The 17,531-nt window shown below is 74.2% G+C and carries 13 protein-coding genes, 1 rRNA gene and 1 pseudogene; 14 read left to right on the top strand and 1 reads right to left on the bottom strand.

Annotated features, from left to right (window positions below):
* The 3 genes and pseudogenes from rrf to ACZ31C_RS25290 all read left to right on the top strand — a co-directional run.
* Positions 1 to 97: ribosomal RNA gene (rrf, locus tag ACZ31C_RS25300) — 5S ribosomal RNA — on the top strand; the annotation flags it as partial.
* A gap of 1,779 nt (positions 98 to 1,876) precedes the next feature.
* Positions 1,877 to 2,782 (top strand): annotated as a pseudogene (locus ACZ31C_RS25295) (tetratricopeptide repeat protein); the annotation flags it as partial.
* Between the two features lie 185 nt (positions 2,783 to 2,967).
* The gene (locus ACZ31C_RS25290) at positions 2,968 to 3,987 is read left to right on the top strand and encodes an HAD-IIA family hydrolase (protein ID WP_465797379.1); all 1,020 of its coding nucleotides are present in this window, start codon (positions 2,968 to 2,970) and stop codon (positions 3,985 to 3,987) included.
* A gap of 54 nt (positions 3,988 to 4,041) precedes the next feature.
* Here the strand turns inward: ACZ31C_RS25290 and ACZ31C_RS25285 are convergent, their stop codons facing one another.
* A complete protein-coding gene (locus ACZ31C_RS25285; protein WP_465797378.1) occupies positions 4,042 to 4,380 on the bottom strand; it encodes an SCP2 sterol-binding domain-containing protein in 339 nt (112 codons plus the stop codon).
* 113 nt (positions 4,381 to 4,493) lie between these two features.
* Here ACZ31C_RS25285 and ACZ31C_RS25280 point away from each other — a divergent pair, with 113 nt between their 5' ends.
* The 11 genes from ACZ31C_RS25280 to ACZ31C_RS25230 all read left to right on the top strand — a co-directional run bounded on the left by ACZ31C_RS25280 (position 4,494) and on the right by ACZ31C_RS25230 (position 17,464).
* Complete coding sequence (locus ACZ31C_RS25280; protein WP_465797377.1) at positions 4,494 to 5,132, top strand: hypothetical protein; 639 nt, start codon at positions 4,494 to 4,496, stop codon at positions 5,130 to 5,132.
* 103 nt (positions 5,133 to 5,235) lie between these two features.
* On the top strand, positions 5,236 to 5,460 hold the full coding sequence (locus ACZ31C_RS25275) for a hypothetical protein (protein ID WP_465797376.1): 225 nt from the start codon (positions 5,236 to 5,238) through the stop codon (positions 5,458 to 5,460).
* 14 nt (positions 5,461 to 5,474) lie between these two features.
* The gene (locus ACZ31C_RS25270) at positions 5,475 to 6,335 is read left to right on the top strand and encodes a TlyA family RNA methyltransferase (RefSeq protein WP_465797375.1); all 861 of its coding nucleotides are present in this window, start codon (positions 5,475 to 5,477) and stop codon (positions 6,333 to 6,335) included.
* 82 nt (positions 6,336 to 6,417) lie between these two features.
* Positions 6,418 to 7,302, top strand: a complete 885-nt coding sequence (locus ACZ31C_RS25265; protein WP_350700385.1) for an NAD kinase — start codon at positions 6,418 to 6,420, stop codon at positions 7,300 to 7,302.
* A 57-nt stretch (positions 7,303 to 7,359) separates the two neighbouring features.
* Positions 7,360 to 9,117 (top strand): DNA repair protein RecN, encoded by a 1,758-nt coding sequence (gene recN, locus ACZ31C_RS25260; RefSeq protein ID WP_350700386.1) that lies wholly within the window; start codon positions 7,360 to 7,362, stop codon positions 9,115 to 9,117.
* Positions 9,118 to 9,236: 119 nt separating this feature from the next.
* Positions 9,237 to 10,415 (top strand): putative cytokinetic ring protein SteA, encoded by a 1,179-nt coding sequence (gene steA / locus ACZ31C_RS25255; RefSeq protein ID WP_131054654.1) that lies wholly within the window; start codon positions 9,237 to 9,239, stop codon positions 10,413 to 10,415.
* 27 nt (positions 10,416 to 10,442) lie between these two features.
* Positions 10,443 to 11,384, top strand: a complete 942-nt coding sequence (locus ACZ31C_RS25250) for a copper transporter (protein ID WP_396752516.1) — start codon at positions 10,443 to 10,445, stop codon at positions 11,382 to 11,384.
* Positions 11,385 to 11,474: 90 nt separating this feature from the next.
* A complete protein-coding gene (locus ACZ31C_RS25245; RefSeq protein WP_465797388.1) occupies positions 11,475 to 12,341 on the top strand; it encodes a hypothetical protein in 867 nt (288 codons plus the stop codon).
* A 1-nt stretch (position 12,342) separates the two neighbouring features.
* Positions 12,343 to 13,995 (top strand): murein biosynthesis integral membrane protein MurJ, encoded by a 1,653-nt coding sequence (murJ, locus tag ACZ31C_RS25240; protein WP_465797374.1) that lies wholly within the window; start codon positions 12,343 to 12,345, stop codon positions 13,993 to 13,995.
* Positions 13,992 to 15,155 (top strand): glycosyltransferase family 4 protein, encoded by a 1,164-nt coding sequence (locus ACZ31C_RS25235; RefSeq protein WP_465797373.1) that lies wholly within the window; start codon positions 13,992 to 13,994, stop codon positions 15,153 to 15,155. Before murJ ends, ACZ31C_RS25235 begins: the two co-directional genes overlap by 4 nt.
* The gene (locus ACZ31C_RS25230) at positions 15,155 to 17,464 is read left to right on the top strand and encodes a hypothetical protein (RefSeq protein WP_465797372.1); all 2,310 of its coding nucleotides are present in this window, start codon (positions 15,155 to 15,157) and stop codon (positions 17,462 to 17,464) included. Before ACZ31C_RS25235 ends, ACZ31C_RS25230 begins: the two co-directional genes overlap by 1 nt.
* Positions 17,465 to 17,531 lie beyond the last annotated feature (67 nt).

The raw sequence follows: 17,531 nt of genomic DNA, 5'->3' as shown, positions 1-17,531 counted from the left end.
GGAAACGCCCGGTCACATTCCGAACCCGGAAGCTAAGCCCTCCAGCGCCGATGGTACTGCACCCGGGAGGGTGTGGGAGAGTAGGACACCGCCGGGCACACGTTACAGTCGAGGGCCTCCCGGAATCGGGACGGCCCTCGACTGCGTTGCGTCGTGGAACGACGTATTCAGGAAGGATGTACCAGTGAGTTCTGGACCTCAGGGCGGAGACCGTCCCCGGGGCTACGAGGGCCGGCCCGGCGACCGTGACGGCGACAACCGCCGTGGCGACCGTCCGTCGCACCGCGACGAGCGCGGTCGGGAGCGTGACTCCCGCGACGGTGGACGTGGCGCCGGCGGTTACGGTGCTGACCGTTCCCGGTCCGGTGGCTTCCGTCGGGACGGCGACCGTCGTGAGGGCGGTTACCGAGGCGGCGACCGGGGTACCGGCGGCGGTTTCGGTGGCGACCGGCGTGGCTCCGGTGGCGACCGGGACGGCTTCCGTGGCGAACGCGGCTCCGGCGGCTTCCGTGGGGAGCGGCGTGAGGGCGGGTTCGGCGAGCGTCGCCAGGGCGACGACCGGCCGGGCTACCGCCGCGACAACGACCAGCGTGGCACGGGCGCCCGAGGTGATCGGCCCACCGGTGGCTTCCGCGACAGCGACCGTAGCTCCGGCGGCTACCGGGGGGACCGTCGTGAAGGCGGGTTCCGTGGCGGTGACCGTCGTGAGGGCGGTTTCCGGCCGGAGCGTCGTGACGGTGGTGACCGTCGTGAGGGTGGCTTCCGCGGCGACAGCCGGGACAGCGGCTTCCGCGGCGGCCGTCGTGACGGTGGTGGTGACCGTCGTGAGGGTGGCTTCCGCGGCAACGACCGTCGTGAGGGTGGCTTCCGTGGCGGTGACCGTCGTGAGGGCGGTTTCCGGCCGGAGCGTCGTGACGGTGGTGACCGTCGTGAGGGTGGCTTCCGTGACGGTGACCGTCGCGAGGGCGGTTTCCGGCCGGAGCGTCGCGACGGTGGTGACCGTCGTGAGGGTGGTTTCCGCAGCGACCGCCGGGACGGCGACAGCCGTGAGGGCGGGTTCCGTGGTGACCGCCGGGACAGCGGATTCCGGGGTGAGCGCCGCGAGGGCGGTTTCAGCCGGGGTTCCGAGGACCGGGGTGGTTTCCGCAACGACCGTCGCGACGGTGACCGTCGCGAGGGCGGGTTCCGTGGTGAGCGTCGCGAGGGTGGCTTCCGGGACGGCGGTTCGCGGGACCGGGACGGCGCCTCGCGCGGTCCGGCCCGTGACCACGGCTCCGGTGACCGTCGTGAGGGCGGGTACCGGGCGGATCGACGGGACGAGGGCTCTCGCCGGGGCGGCGACGACCGCCGTCAGGGCGACGGCGGTGGCTATCGGCGTACCGAGGGCGGCTTCGGTGGCGGTGCACGCCGGGAGGGCAGCGCACGCGACGGTGACCGTCGCGAGGGCGGTTTCCGTGGCAACGATCGCCGTGAAGGCGGCTTCCGGCCGGACCGCCGGGACGGTGACCGTCGTGAGGGCGGCTTCCGGGGCGGCGACCGTTCGGAAGGTGGTTTCCGTGGCGGTGACCGTCGTGAGGGCGGCTTCCGCTCCGGTGACCGTCGCGAAGGTGGTTTCCGGGGCAACGATCGCCGTGAAGGCGGCTCGGGCTTCCGGGACGGCGAGCGCCGCGACGGCGGGTTCCGCCGTGGGCCGGACGAGCGCGGCGACGAGCGCCGGGACCGTGGCTTCCGTGACGACCGGGATCGGCGTGACGGGTCCGACCAGTCCGAGGGGCGTACGCCGGCGCCGGTGCTGCCGGACGAGATCGTCGCGACCGACCTGGACAAGGACGTACGCGCCGAGCTGCTGTCGCTGTCGAAGGGGGTCGCGGACACCGTGGCCCGGCACCTCGTGGCGACCGGGCAACTGATCGACGAGGACCCCGCCGAGGCGCTGGCCCACGCGATGGCCGCCCGTCGGCTGGCGTCCCGGATCGCGGCTGTTCGCGAGGCGGTCGGTCTGGCCGCGTACCACTCGGGCGAATGGCAGACGGCGATCGCGGAACTGCGGACGTACCACCGGATGAGTGGTGTGCAGAGTCACCTCGCGGTCCTCGCGGACTGTGAGCGGGCGCTGGGCCGGCCCGAACGGGCCATCGACCTGTTCCGTGGTGCCGAGCAGGAGAAGCTGGAGGCCAGTGTCGCCATCGAGCTGCTGATCGTGGCCGCCGGTGCGCGCGGCGACCTCGGGCAGCGGGACGCGGCAGTGGCCATGCTCCAGGTGCCCGAACTCACCACCGACACGGCCCAGCCGTGGACGGCCCGGCTGCGGTACGCGTACGCGGACGCGCTGCTGGCGGTGGACCGTCGGGCCGAGGCCCGGGAGTGGTTCTCCCGTGCGGCCGAGGTCGACGCCGAGGCGGAGACCGACGCCGCGGAGCGGCTGCTCGAACTCGACGGCGTGGTCATCGAGGGCGACGACGAGGACGAGGCCACCGAGGAACTGGTCGCCGGTCCCGGTGCTCCGGGTGCGGTACCGGCCCGGCCGGACAGCGAGCTGACTGAGGACGAGAGCCCCGAAGAGGTCGAGGCTGCCGAGGGCGAGGTCAGCGGCGATCGTGCCGAGGACTACGCGATCGAGGACGAGGACGCGGACGACGACGGTGCCGAGATCACCGGTGGCGTCGGCGCCGGGGACGCCTCTGGTGCCGCCGAGGCCCTGACCGGAGACGAGACCTCGGCCGAGGGGCCGGCGGATCGAGTCGCCGACCAGGCGGTGGGAGACGAGGCCGCGGCGGACCGGGGCGGGACGGACCGGACGGCGGACGACGAGGTCGGGGACGACCGCGTCGCGGCCGTCGAGGCGAAGTCGCGTGGTGACGAGGTCGTCGACGCGGACGTCGTGGAGGCGTCCGGTGCTCCGGCGGCGAGCGGTGTCGGTGAGTCGTCTGTGACGGACGGCGAGCGGTCCGAGGAGACCGAGCGGCGATGAGCGGTGACGGGGAGCGGCTGGTCGACGGGTACACCCTGGTCGTCTTCGACCTGGACGGGGTGATCTATCTGATCGACCGGCCGATCCCCGGCGCGGTCGAGGCGGTCGCCCGGCTGCACGGCGAGGGCCGGGCGGTGGCGTACGCGACGAACAACGCCTCGCGCCGACCGGCCGACGTGGCCGACCTGCTCACCGGGATGGGCGTACCGGCTCGGCCGGAGGAGGTGCTGACCAGCGCGGCCGCCGCCGCCCAGTTGTTGGGGGAGCGGTTGCCGGCCGGCGCGCCGGTGCTGGTGGTGGGTGCCGAGGCGCTGCGGGCGGAGATCCGCGAGGTGGGTCTGACCCCGGTCTCCGGTGCCGACGACGCGCCGGTCGCGGTGATTCAGGGGTACGGCCCGCAGGTCGGCTGGACCGACCTGGCCGAGGCGGCGGTGGCGGTACGCGGCGGGGCCGCGTGGATCGCCACCAACACCGACCGGACGCTGCCCAGCGGACGGGGACCGCTGCCGGGCAACGGTTCGTTGGTCGCCGCGCTGGCGACCGCGTTGAACCGACAGCCCGACGAGGTGGTGGGCAAACCGTCGCCGGAGTTGTTCGCCACTGCCGCGCGGCGGGCGGGCGAGGGCCGCTCCCTGGTGGTCGGTGACCGGCTGGACACCGACATCGAGGGCGCCAACCGGGCGGGGCTGGACAGCCTGCTGGTGCTCACCGGCGTCAGCGACGTACCCGAGTTGCTCGCCGCACCGCCGGACCGCCGGCCCACGGCGGTGGCCTGGGACCTGGCGGGGCTCTTTGAGCCGACCGCGGTGGTGCGGGTGCCGGCGGCCGGTGCGGAGCATGGTGGTTGGCGCGTCACGACCGGGCCGGACGGGTGGGAGTTGACCGGCAGCGGTCGACCGCTGGACGCGCTCGCGGCGCTCTGCGCCGTGGCGTGGGAGCGTCGGCCGGACGGTGTGCCGCGCGCGGGTTCGCCGGAGGCGGCGACGGCGCTGGAGGCACTCGGCCTGACCGGCTGAGCCACGTACCGGGAGTGCCGCCGCACCTGTCCGGCGCGGTGGGCGTGCCGGCACTCAGAGCAGCTTGCGTAGTTTCATCAGGTCGAACGGGTTGGCCTTGATCGAGACGCGTCGGCTGGCCACCGCGCGGGTGACGTCGAGGTCGCCGCGTACCAGGGCGATCAGGTCGTCGCTGGTGGTGGTCATGGCGATCTTCGCCTTGGGATCGTCGCCGTCGGTCAGCCCGACCAGCCGTCCACCGGTGAGCCGACCGTGGAAGGCGGTCTCCAGGTCACTGATCCGGCAGGCCAGGGTGCGGTCCAGGTCGACGTGCTCGCGGACGGTCTCCGCGTTGCGGTCCAGCCGCGCGGCCAGATCCTGCAACGCCTGCCGACACTCGTCCACGGTGGCCACCGTCGCCTCCTCGTCTCACACCACGTCATACTCCGGGCACCGTACCGCACGGGACGCCGACCGCGGCCCGGTAGCGTGACACCTGCCGGAACCGCGGGTGAAAGGACTCAGGCATGCAGGACGCGTGGCGCGCCTACCTCGAACTGGCCATGGGCCTGACGGAGGCGCCCCGGAAGAAGGCGCAGGACGCGGTACGCCGGTTGGCCGGCTCGACCGGTGCGACCGCCGCGCAGCTCCAGACGCTGGCCGAGGAGTTGCGCTCGACCGGCGCGGAGAATCGGGAGGCGCTGACCAAGCTGGTGCGGTTCGAGGTCGAACGCGCGCTCGGCGCGGTGGGGCTGGCCACCGCCGACGAGGTCGAGGAGTTGGAGCGGCGGGTCCGCGAGCTGGAACGCCGGCTGCGGGCGATGGCCGACACCGCCGTACGCTCCCCGGTCTCCGGCGGCCCGGAGGCCGGCACGCCCGCCGACGTGGCAGCCGAGGCCGCCGAGACCGCGGCGGCGGCCCCACCGACCGGCGCGGCGGCCGGGCCGGCTGCGGCGAAGAAGACGGTCGCCAAGAAGGCCGTGGCGAAGAAGGCCGGTGCGCTGCCGTTCCCGGAGGATCAGCCGGCGGCGAAGAAGGCGGTGGCGAAGGTCGCGAAGAAGGCGGTGGCGAAGAAGACGCCGGGCGCGGTGGCGCGTCCCGCCGACAGCGACGCGCCGGCCCGACCGGCGAAGGCCACCCGCCCTCGCCCGGACACTGCGCCGTGACCGGGGTTCGCTCGCGTCGCCCCGGGCCGCCTCAGGCGTCCGGAGGGCGGCGAGACGTCGGGTCGGCTGCGGTGACCCGCGCGACGAGGGCCGGAGCGCGGCGGTGAGCGTCTCGCCGCGGCCCGGGCCGCCGCCGGGGCCCCGTCCGGGTCCGCCGCCGCAGTCGTGGTCCGGTGACGACGCCGACGCCGTGGGACACCCGGCGGTGGACGCCGTCGTGCAGGCGATGGCGAACGCCGCGAACCTCGCCCCGGCCGACCAGATCGCCCAGTTCGAGGCCGCGTACCAGACGTTGCGGGAAACGCTCGCCACCATCGACCAGGCCTGAGGAGGCCGTCCCCCATGGCACGTCGTAACCGGTTGGACGCCGAACTCGTCCGCCGTGGTCTGGCCCGCTCGCGGGAGCAGGCCGCCGATCTGGTGGAGGCCGGTCGGGTACAGCTTCGCGGGGTGGTGGCCCGCAAGGCCGCCGCGATGGTCGACCCCGCCGACCCGCTTCTGGTCACCGGCACCGATCCCGCCTCCGAGTACGTGTCCCGGGGCGGACACAAACTGGCCGGTGCGCTCGCCGCGTTCGCCGCCGGTGGGCTGACCGTGACCGGCCGGCGGTGCCTGGACGCCGGGGCGTCCACCGGCGGCTTCACCGACGTGCTGTTGCGGGCGGGGGCGGCCGAGGTGGTCGCGGTCGACGTCGGCTACGGCCAGCTCGCCTGGTCACTGCGGACCGACGAGCGGGTGCGGGTCCTGGAACGGACGAACGTCCGGACGCTGACCGCCGAGGCGATCGGTGGGCAGGTCGACCTGACCGTGGCCGACCTGTCGTTCATCTCGCTGCGGTTGGTGCTGCCGGCGCTGACCGCCTGCACGGCCGCCGACGGCGACCTGGCGTTGATGGTCAAGCCGCAGTTCGAGGTCGGCCGGGAGCGGGTGGGCGCCGGTGGTGTGGTGCGGGACCCGGCGCTGCGCGCCGAGGCGGTGCTCGATGTCGCCGCGTCCGCCGCGACCCTGGGACTGGGGCTGGCGGAGCTGGCGGCCAGCCCGCTGCCCGGGCCGAGCGGCAACGTCGAGTTCTTCGTATGGTTACGCCGGGACGCGCCACCGGCCGATCCGGAACGGGTACGGGCCGTGGTGGCGGCCGGGCCCGGTGCTCCGGCCGCCGCTGGTGACGCGCGTGACGAGGTGACGAAGGAGGTGGCCGGGTGAACGAGGGCAACTCCGCCACGGCGGGGGTGCGTCCGCCGGGTGGTTCGACGCGACGGCCGACCCACGGTGGGCGGGACTCCCGGTGACCCGTACCGCACTGTTGGTGACCCACACGGGTCGCCGGCGCAGCACGGAACACGCGCGTACGGTCGCCGCCGACCTGATCGCCGCCGGCTTCGAGGTGCGGGTGGTGGCCGAGGAGGCCGAAGACCTCGACCTGCCGGGCGCGGTGCCGGTGACCGGGCCGGAGGCGGCCGAGGGCGCCGAGATCGTCTTTGCACTCGGTGGGGACGGCACGTTCCTGCGCGCCGCCGAGCTGGCCCGGCCGGCGAAGGTGCCGCTGCTCGGCATCAACCTGGGCAAGGTCGGTTTCCTGGCGGAGGCGGAGATCGACGACCTGGACCTCGCGGTACGCGACGTGGTGGGCCGTAACTACAGCGTCGACGAACGGTTGACCCTGGACGTCACCGCCGAGTTCGACGGTGGGCCGACGATCGAGTCGTGGGCGCTCAACGAGATCAGCGTCGAGAAGGGCGAGCGGGCCCAGATGCTGGAGCTGCTGGTCGACGTGGACGGTCGGCCACTGTCCCGGTACGGGTGCGACGGGGTGGTCTGCGCCACGCCGACCGGCTCGACGGCGTACGCCTTCTCCGGCGGTGGGCCGGTGGTCTGGCCCGAGGTGGAGGCGCTGCTGCTGGTGCCGATCAGCGCGCACGCCCTGTTCAGCCGCCCGTTGGTGACCGCGCCCACCTCCACCTTCTCGATCACCGTGGACCCGTTCACCACGCTGGCGGTGCTCTGCTGCGACGGGCGGCGGGTCTACGACCTGCCGCCGGGCGCCCGGGTCACGGTGCGTCGCGGTGCCCTGCCGGTGCGGATCGTACGGCTGCGGGACCGGTCGTTCACCGACCGTCTGGTGGCCAAGTTCGACCTGCCGGTGCACGGTTGGCGAGGCAATCGCCGCTGACCCGGGTCGCCGCGCCGGCTGGTCAAGTGTCGGGCCACGCGTCTACTGTCGGGTGCTGTGCTGGAGGAGCTACGCATCACCGGACTGGGCGTCATCGAGGACACCACGCTGCCGCTTGCCGGTGGCATGAACGTCATCACCGGCGAGACCGGTGCCGGCAAGACGATGGTGGTCACCGGCTTGGGCCTGCTCTTCGGGGGCCGGGCCGACGCCGGGCGGGTGCGTGCCCAGCCCGGTCGGGCCGTCGTCGAGGGGCGCCTGCGTCTCACCGGTCGGGTCGCCGAATCGGTGCACGCCCGGATCACCGACGCCGGTGGCGAGCCTGACGACGACGGCGCGATGCTGCTGAGCCGTACGGTCACCGTGGAGGGTCGCTCCCGGGCGCACCTGGGCGGGCGGAGCATGCCGGTGTCGACGCTCGGCGAGGTGGGCGAGCAGGTGGTGGCCGTGCACGGCCAGTCCGACCAGTTGCGCCTGCTGCGCCCGGCCGAGCAGCGGGCCGCGTTGGACCGCTTCGCCGGGCCGGAGCACGAGAAGCTGCTGGAGGCCACGCGCGAGGCGTACACGCAGTGGCGTCGGGTGGTTGACGACCTGGCGGACCGGCGGCGCAACGCGCGGGAACGCCACCAGGAGGCGGATCTGCTGCGCCTCGGGCTCGACGAGATCACCCGGGTCGACCCGCAGGCCGGCGAGGACGACGAGCTCAAGACCGAGGCGCAGCGGCTGGAGCACGCCGAGGGGCTGCGGACCGCGGCGCAGGTGGCCCACCAGTGCGTGGCCGGCGGGTTGGAGGCCACCGACGACACCACGGACGCCTCGGCGTTGCTCGGCACCGCCCGGCGGACGTTGGAGGCGCAGGCCGGCACCGATCCGGCCCTGGGCGAGTTGGCGGCCCGGTTGGAGGAGGCGGCGACCCTGGTCGCCGACGTGTCGGTGGAGTTGTCGACGTACCTCACCGGGCTGGACGCCGACCCGGCCCGGTTGCAGAGCATCTATGAGCGCCGGGCCGCGCTGCGGGCGCTGACCCGCAAGTACGCCGACGACGTCGACGGGGTGATCGCCTGGGCGGAGCGGGCCCGGACCCGACTGTCCGACCTGGACATCTCCGACGAGGTCCTCGAGGAACTGGATCGGGAGGCGTCCCGGCTGGCGGGTGAGGTGGCCGAGTTGGCCGGCCGGTTGTCGGCGTCCCGCCAGGAGGCGGCGGTGCGCTTCGCCGAGCAGGTGACCGTCGAGCTGGCCGGGCTGGCCATGCCGCACGCCCGCGTCGAGGTGGCGGTGCTGCCCCGACCGGCCGGACGGGCCGAGCCCACGTTGCCGGTCAACGGGGTGGAGGTCGGTGTCGGGCCCGACGGCGGTGACGAGGTCGAGCTGCGGCTGCTGGCCCATCCCGGTGCGCCGTCGTTGCCGTTGCAGCGGGGCGCGTCCGGCGGTGAGTTGTCCCGGGTGATGCTCGCCATCGAGGTCGTCTTCGCCGGCTCGGGTGGCCCGCCCACACTGGTCTTCGACGAGGTCGACGCGGGGGTCGGCGGTCAGGCGGCGGTGGAGATCGGGCGTCGGCTGGCCCGGCTGGCCCGCAGCCACCAGGTGCTGGTGGTGACGCACCTGCCGCAGGTGGCCGCGTTCGCCGACCGGCATCTGGTGGTGGCGAAGGACACCGGCGGCGCGGTGACCACCAGCGGGGTGCGCGTGGTGGAGGACACCGAGCGGGCCCGGGAGCTGGCCCGGATGCTGGCGGGTTTGCCGGACTCGGATCTGGGTATCGCCCACGCGGAGGAGTTGTTGGCCGTCGCGGCTCGGGAACGGCGGTCGTGACGACCGACATTGTGAGCGGAGGCACACCGGCCTTCGCTCATCTGTGCTTCCCTGGGTAGGCGGCCCTGCTCAGGCATGTCGCGACAGATTCGCCTGCCTCACATGCCAGGATGGTCACGATGCGTCTACCCACGTTGCGCCGGACCCGGAACGCGGAACCGGGACGAATCCTCGGCACCGCTCGCCTCGATCGCCGGACGAAACGCCTGGTCGGTCGGCTCCGCCCCGGTGACATCGCGGTGATCGACCATGTCGATCTGGACCGGGTCGCCGCCGACTCGCTGGTCGCCGTGGGCGTCGGCGCGGTCCTCAACGCCAAGCCGTCGGTCTCCGGCCGCTATCCCAACCTCGGTCCCGAGGTGCTCGTCGCGGCGGGCATCCCGCTCCTGGACGATCTCGGTGAGGGCGTCTTCGAACGGATCCGCGAGGGCGACACCGTGCGGATCGAGGGCAACACCGTCTATCTCGGCGACGAGCCGCTGGCGCACGGCAGCCTGCAGGACGCCGAGAGCGTGGCCAAGGCGATGAGCGACGCCCGAGAGGGCCTGTCGGTGCAGTTGGAGGCGTTCGCCGCCAACACCATGGACTACCTCAAGCAGGAACGTGACCTGCTGCTCGACGGTGTCGGCGTACCGGACATCGCCACCGAGATCCAGGGCCGGCACTGCCTGATCGTGGTGCGGGGCTACGACTACAAGGCCGACCTGGACGTGCTGCGCCCGTACATCCGGGAGTTCAAGCCGGTGCTGATCGGCGTCGACGGCGGAGCGGACGCGCTGGTCGAGGCGGGCTACACGCCGGACATGATCATCGGCGACATGGACTCGGTCACCGACGACGTGCTGCGCTGTGGCGCCGAGGTGATCGTGCACGCGTACCCGGACGGCCGGGCTCCCGGTCTGCCCCGGGTCAACGGCCTGGGAGTGCCAGCGGTGACCTTCCCCGCCGCCGCCACCAGCGAGGACCTCGCCATGCTGCTGGCCGACGAGAAGGGCGCCTCGCTGATCGTCGCGGTGGGCACCCACGCCACCCTGGTCGAGTTCCTGGACAAGGGGCGCGGCGGCATGGCGTCGACGTTCCTCACCCGGCTCAAGGTCGGTGGCAAGCTGGTCGACGCCAAGGGTGTGAGCCGGCTCTACCGGCAGAGCATCTCGGGTTCCTCGCTGCTGCTGCTGGTGCTGTCGGCGGTGGCGGCGATGGCCTCGGCGGTGGCGGTGTCCACCGTCGGCAAGGCGTATTTGGGCGTGGTCTCCGAATGGTGGGACAATTTTGTGTTCCAGCTCGGCCAGCTCTTCTAGCTCCCGACCGATCAAGAGGCTGTAAGCGTGATCAACTTCCGGTACCACGTGGTGTCCCTGACCGCGGTCTTCCTCGCGTTGGCGATCGGCCTGGTCGTCGGCACAGCCGCCCTCAACGGCCCGGTCGCGGATTCGCTCAAGGAGACCGTCAACTCGCTGCGCAAGGACAACCAGCAGATGCGCCAGACGGTCCAGAACATGCAGCGGGAGCTGGAGCTGGAGGAGGAGTTCGCGGCCGAGATGGCCCAGGTGATGCTGCCGGGCAAGCTGACTGGCAAGCGGGTGCTGGTGCTCAGCCTGCCCACCGGCCGGGACCACACCGAGGGCGTGGTGAACATGCTGGAGCTGGCGAACGCCGACGTCATCGGGCGGATTGACCTGCAGGACAAGTTCATCAACCCGGAGAACAACAACAACCTGCTGGAGCTGGCGGTCACCGCGGCCCGGCCCACCAGCGCGCCGACCAGTGGACTGCCCGGCAACGGGCACGGCGTGGAGACCTCCAGCGCCCTGCTGGCCACCGTGCTGCTGGACCAGCCGGCCGGCGCCGAGCCGGTCACCGAGGCCGACCGGCGGGCGGTGGTGACCGCGTACGGCAACGCGAACTACCTGACCGCCGCCGACCGGATCACCAACTCCGCCGAGGCGGTCGTGGTGGTCAGCGGCCAGCCGTACGTGGACAAGGACTCCGCCAAGAAGGACGAGTCGGTGGTGAAGATCGCCGAGCAGTTCGACCGCACCGGCGGCATCGTGGTCGCCGGCAACGGCTTCACCGGCGGCAACCTGGTCTCCTTCGTCCGGGGTGACGCGGTGCTGGCGCAGACCATCTCCACCGTTGACAACGCCAACACCGTCCAGGGACAGCTGGTCACCTCGCTGGCCGTCGTGCAGCAGCTCACCGAGCGCAAGGCCGGCCAGTACGGCGTGGGCGACAACGTCGACGGGCTGCTGCCTAAACTGCCCCAGTGAGTCGACGGAACACCCCGGGTGTCCGATTCGACGATGTCCGCCCGCCGCCCGGCGGCGCAGACGGCGTGAACGAGCGAGGTGAGCTGGGGCGTGGGCGTGCTCGGTCGACTGTTGGCGGCGGGGGTCGGTGTGGCTGCCACCCGGTACGCGCTGCGTGAGATCCGTACCTCCCCGGCCGGGCCGACCCTGGCGAGGACCAACTTCCGCGGCCGTACGGTGACGCTGGCGGCCGGGCCGGCCCTCGCGGCGGGTGCCTCCGGCGCGGCGGCCTGCGGTGCGCCCAGCGTGCCGGCGGGCGCGGCGGCGCTGGTGGCCGGGCTTGGGGCCGGTGCCGTCGGGCTCTACGACGACGTGGTCGGTGCCCGGCCCGAGCAGAAGGCGGACAAGGGTTTCGCGGGACACCTCGCCGCCCTGCGGCAGGGGCGGGTCAGCGCCGGCCTGGTCAAGGTCGTCGGGGTGGGTGCGGCCGGTCTGGGCGCCGCCGCGCTGCTCGCCGCCGACCCCCGGGTGGCCGGACACCGTGGCCGGCGCCGCCAGGGCGGGCTGGGCCGGACCGTGGACGTGCTGCTCGGCGCCGGTGTGGTGGCCGGCACCGCCAACCTGCTCAACCTGCTCGACCTGCGCCCCGGGCGGGCACTGAAGTCGGGCCTGCTGCTCGGCACGCCGCTGGTCGGTGGCGCGACCGGTGGGATCGCCGCCGGTGCGGTGGGTGCCGCCGCCGGACTGCTCCCCGCCGACCTCGACGAGGACGTGATGGTCGGCGACAGTGGCGCGAACGCCCTCGGCGCCGTGCTCGGCGTGGCGCTGGCCGCCCGCACCGGCCCAATCGGCCGGGCCGGGATCCTGGCGGTGCTGGCCGGACTGACGGCGGCCAGCGAGAAGGTCAGCTTCACCGCCGTCATCGCGCGTACCCCGGGCCTGCGTGAACTCGACGCGCTGGGCCGTCGCGACGACTGACGTGACCAGACCGGCACCCCTCGCCGGCGCCGGCCGGGTGGCCGGGGCAGCCGCGCTGATCGCCGTACTGACCGTGGTCAGTCGGTTGGCCGGGTTCGGCCGTACCGCCGTCTTCACCTGGGTGGTGCAGGACAGCGACCTGGGCGCGATGTACGTGATCGCGAACACCGTCCCCAACATCATCTTCGAGATCGTGGCCGGTGGGGCGCTGGCCAGCCTGGTCGTACCGCTGCTGGCCGGTGCGGTCGCGGCGGGGGACCGGCGGGCCGTGGCGGCGACCACGAGCGCGTTGCTCACCTGGACGGTGACGCTGCTGGTGCCGTTGGCGGTGCTGGTGGCCCTGGGCGCCGAGCAGATCGTGTCGGTGTTCCACAGCCGCAGCCCGGAGGAGTTGGCGGCCGGGGCCCGGATGTTGCGGGTCTTCGCGCCGCAGGTGCCGCTGTACGGCATCGGCATCGTGCTGACCGGTGTGCTCCAGGCGCACCGCCGCTTCGCCTGGCCGGTGATCGCGCCGCTGCTGTCCAGCCTGACGGTGATCGTGGCGTACCTCGTCTTCGCCGCCGTGGCCGGTACCGGGGCGAGCGTGGCGCAGGCGGGCCGGGGCGCCGAGCTGATCCTGTCCGGCGGCACCACGCTCGGTGTGGTGGTGCTGTCGCTGTCGCTGCTGATCCCGTTGCGGCGGCTGCGCCTGCGGCTGCGTCCCGGGTACGGCTTCCCGGCCGACGCGCGGGCGCGGGTGGGTGGTCTGGTCACCGCCGGCGTGGTCACCGTCACCGCCCAGCAGGTGGCCACGCTGGTGATCCTCTATCAGATCTCCGGCGGCCGGACCGAGGCTCCGCAGGTGTTCAACCTGGCGCAGACGTTCTACCTGCTGCCCTGGGCGGTGTTGGCGGTGCCGCTGGCCACGGCCGCGTACCCGACGTTGGCCGAGACGGCGGCCGGCGGCGACGAGGACGGTTACCGCGACACCCTGTCCGGGACGGTGCGCGCGGTGCTGCTCTCCAGTTGCCTTGGCGCGGCGGCGCTGGTCGGGGTGGCCGGTCCGATCGGCCGGTTCTTCCCGTTGGACGCCTCCGCCACCGCCACGGCGGTGGCCGGGTTCGCGCCGGGACTGCTCGGGTACGGGCTGTTCGCGGTCCTGTCCCGGGCCCTGTACGCACGCGGCGCGACCCGGGAGGCCACCGTCGCCATCAGTGCCGGTTGGCTGGCGGTCACGCTCGGTACGCTGCCGTTGGCGGCACTGCTCCCGACGGCCGACCGGGTGCTCGCCGTCGCCCTGGCCAACTCGGCCGGCATGTTGCTGCTGGGTGGGCTGCTGCTGGTGGCCGTGCGGCGCGCGGCCGGTCCGGCGGCGCTGGCCGGCACCGTACGCGCCGGTGCCGCCGGGGTGTCGGCGGGTGTGACGGCGGCCCTCGCGGCGCTGGTGCTGCTCGGCTGGCTGGGCGGGACCCCGACGCGGTCGGCGGCACTCGTGCAGGGCATGCTGTCCGGAGTCCTGGTCGTCGTCGTCTTCCTCGGCGTGGTCTGGTTGGTCGACCGGCGGGACCTGCGGCCACTGCTGACCGGATTGCGTCGACGCCTCCGCCGGACCCGGAGCAGCGGCGGGCGAGCGGACGGAAAGGCAAGCGGCGCGAACGGAGGTCAGGACCGGTGAGCGCGAGGGGTGCGGATGCCCGGTGGGGCACGGTGGTGCTGGTGCTCGCCTCCAGCACCGGTGGGGTCGGGCAGCATGTCCGGGCCGTGGCCCGTGGGCTGACGGCGGCCGGTGAGTCGGTGCTGGTCTGCGGGCCGGCGGCGACCCAGGACCAGTTCGACTTCGTCGGGGCCGGGGCCCGGTTCGCGCCGGTGGAGATCCCGGCCAGCCCGACGCCGGGTGACGTCCGCGCGATCACCGCGTTGCGTCGGGCGCTGGCCGGCGAGCAGGTCGCCGTGGTGCACGCGCACGGGCTGCGCGCCGGGTTGGTCGCGGTGATCGCCCGCCCGGCCGCCCCGCTGGTGGTCACCTGGCACAACGCGGTGCTCGCCGGTGGGCTGCGGGGCAGTCTGTCCCGGTGGGCCGAGAAGATGGTGGCCCGGGGGGCCCGGGTGACGCTCGGGGCCTCCGCCGACCTGGTGGCCCGGGCCGTCGGGCTCGGCGCCGGGGATGCCCGGCTCGCCCCGGTGGCCGCTCCCGAGCTGCCCGCTCCGCGCCGGGGCCGGGCCGCCGTCCGGGCCGAGTTCGGCGTGTCGGCCGACCAACCGTTGATCCTCTCGGTCGGTCGGTTGCACCCGCAGAAGCGGTACGACGTGCTGGTGGACGCCGCCGCCCGGTGGCGGGAGCGGGTTCCGCCGCCGGTCGTGGTGATCGCCGGGAGTGGTCCGGCGTACCTGCCGTTGGCCGCCCGGATCAGTGCCGCGCGGGCGCCGGTGACGCTGCTCGGGCACCGCACCGACGTGAGCGACCTGCTGGCCGGGGCGGACCTGGCGGTGGTCACCAGCGACTGGGAGGCCCGTCAACTGTTCGCGCAGGAGGCGCTGCGGGCCGGCGTACCGCTGGTGGCGACCGCGGTGGGTGGCCTGCCGGATCTGGTCGGGGACGCTGCGGTGCTGGTGCCGCCGGGCGACGTCGACGCGGTCGACGCGGCGGTCGGTGACCTGCTCGACGATGCGCCGCGCCGGGCCGAGCTGGGCCGCCAGGGCACCGTGCGGGCCGAGACGTGGCCCACCGAGGCGCAGACCGTGGCCCAGTTGGTAGCGCTCTACGCCGAGCTGAGGCCGGGCCGGGCCGGGCCGACGACGCCCGACGCCGACACGCCGTCGACGGGACGCCGGTGATGCTGCGCCGAATCGCACCGATCCTGCTGACCCTGGTCGTGGTGGCGCTCGGCGTGACCGTGCTGGCGGCCCGTCCGGAGAGTCCGCCGCCCCCGCAGAGCGCCGACTACGTGGTGCTGGTCGGGGTGGCCGGGCTGCGGTGGGAGGACGTGGACGCGCAGCGCACGCCGACGCTGTGGCGGATGGCGCAGGACGGCTCGATCGGTTCGTTGTCGGTGCGGTCGGTGTACCGGCCCACCTGCCCGGTGGACGGGTGGCTGACGCTCGGCGCGGGCGGCTTCGCCGCCTGGGGCGGGGGCCCGACCGACGGCCTGTGTCCGCCCGTGGACGTGACGGTGGACCAGCCCGACGGCATCGGCGCGAACCTGCCGCAGCAGGAGAGCGTGGTGCTGCGTAACCAGGAGCGGCTGCCGTGGGGCACGGTGCCCGGCGCGCTGTCGGAGTCGGTGCGCTGCTCGGTGGCGGTCGGCCCGGGTGCGGCGGTGGCCGCCGCGCGGCCGTTCGGCCGGGTCGACCGGTACGCGCCGACGCTGCCGGAGGATCCGGCCGAACTGCTCGGTTCCTGCGTGCTCAGCATCGTCGACCTCGGCACCGTCGAGGGCGAGGACGAGGCGTCCCGGTCGGCGGCGGCCCGTGCGGCCGACGCGCAGTTGGCCCGGGTGCTGGCCGGCCGGCCGCCGCGGTCCCTGGTGATCGTGGCCGGGGTCTCCGACACCGAGCGGCCCTCCCGGCTGCACGTGGCCGTCGCCGACGGTCCCGGCTGGGAGGAGGGCTGGCTGACCTCGCCCAGCACCGGGCGGCAGGGCTACCTGCAACTGATCGACCTGGCGCCGACCGCGCTGGCGGCCCTGGGCCGACCGATGCCGGACCGGCCGTTCCTCGGTCGGCCCGCCGAGTCGGTCGGTGGCCGTCCGGCCGATCTGGCGGCGGCGATCGCCGAGCCCTCCGACGCGGACCGGGAGGCCGCCGCGCAGCGGCAGGTGGCGGGTGGGTTCTTCACGGTGCTGGCCGCCGTGCAGGTGGCGCTCGCCCTGGCGGTGCTGCCGCTGCTGCGTCGGGCCCGTCGGCACGCCGGGCCGTACGGGCCGAAGCCGGTGTCCCGGCGGGTGGTGGCGGTGGTGGAGCTGTTGCTGGTGGCGGCGGCGTTGGCCATCCCGGCGGCGCTGCTCGCCGAGGCGGTGCCGTGGTGGCGCAACGTGTACCCGGCGGCCTCGTTCGCCGGGCTGACCGTGGTGCTGCTGGCGGCGGCGACGTTGTTGGTGCGGCTGACGCCGGGGTACGGCACCACGTTGGGGCCGCTCGGCGCGGTGGCCGGGCTCACCACGCTGGCCGTCGGCCTGGACGTGGTCACCGGGGCCCGGCTCCAGCTCAACGGCGTGATCGGGTACTCCGCGCTGGAGGGCGGCCGGTACGCCGGGCTGGGCACCGTGGGACTCGGGGTGTTCGTGGCCGGCGCGCTGCTGACCGGCGGCTGGCTCGCCCAGCAGGTACGCCGGGCGTGGCGCCCAATGGTGATGGTGGTGGTGGGCGGCGCCGCCGTGGTGGTGGTCGGCAGCGCGTACCTGGGTGCCGACTCGATCGGTGCGATCGCGTTGACCGCCGGGGTGAGCGTCGCGGCGGCGATCAGCGCGGGCGGCTGGCTGACGCTGACCCGGTTGGCCTGGGCGACGATGGCCGGGCTGGCGGTGATGGTCGGGTTCGCGGTGGTGGACCTGGGCCGTCCACCGGCCGATCGCGGCAGCCTGGGCCGGTTCCTCGCGGCGCTCGGCGACGGCACCGGCGGGCTGACCGTGCAGCGGTCCAGCGCCTCGAACATCGACACCCTGCTGAACAGCCCGCTGACCGTGCTGGCACTGGCCGGCGCGTTGCTGGTCTGGTTTGCGCTGCTCCAGCCGTGGGGCGGGCTGATGCGCCTGTTCGGCATCTATCCGGCGATCCGGGCGGCGATGGCGGGCACCGGCGTGGCGGTTGGCATCGGCGGGGTGCTGAGCGCGGCGGCGCTGGACGTGGCCGGGGCCGCGGCGGCCGTGGTGGTGCCGATGGCGGCGCTGTCCGCGCTGCGGGTGCTCGACCACGCGGCGGACCGTACGCGGCCGGCCACCGACCGGCCGTCCGACGTCATCCGGTCCGACGACCGCGTGGGCGACGCGGGCACCGCAGGCGACGCGGTCACCCCGGGCGATGCGGCGGCCTCGGGCGATGCGGGCGCCACGCGCGCTCCCGACGAGGACACCGCCGGGGCCGGTACCGAGGGTGAACGCGGGCGTGGTCGGGCGGTACGGTCGTCGACCGAGGTCGCGACCGGGTGACCCCGGGGGCCGTACCTCGGGTGCGGCCCGGGAGCGCCTCAGGCGAGGTGTTACCGTGGAATCCCGT

Source organism: Micromonospora sp. NPDC023869, from assembly GCF_055559695.1.
The sequence above is the reverse complement of the archived record's forward strand: the minus strand, read 5'-3'. Positions and strand labels throughout refer to the sequence as shown.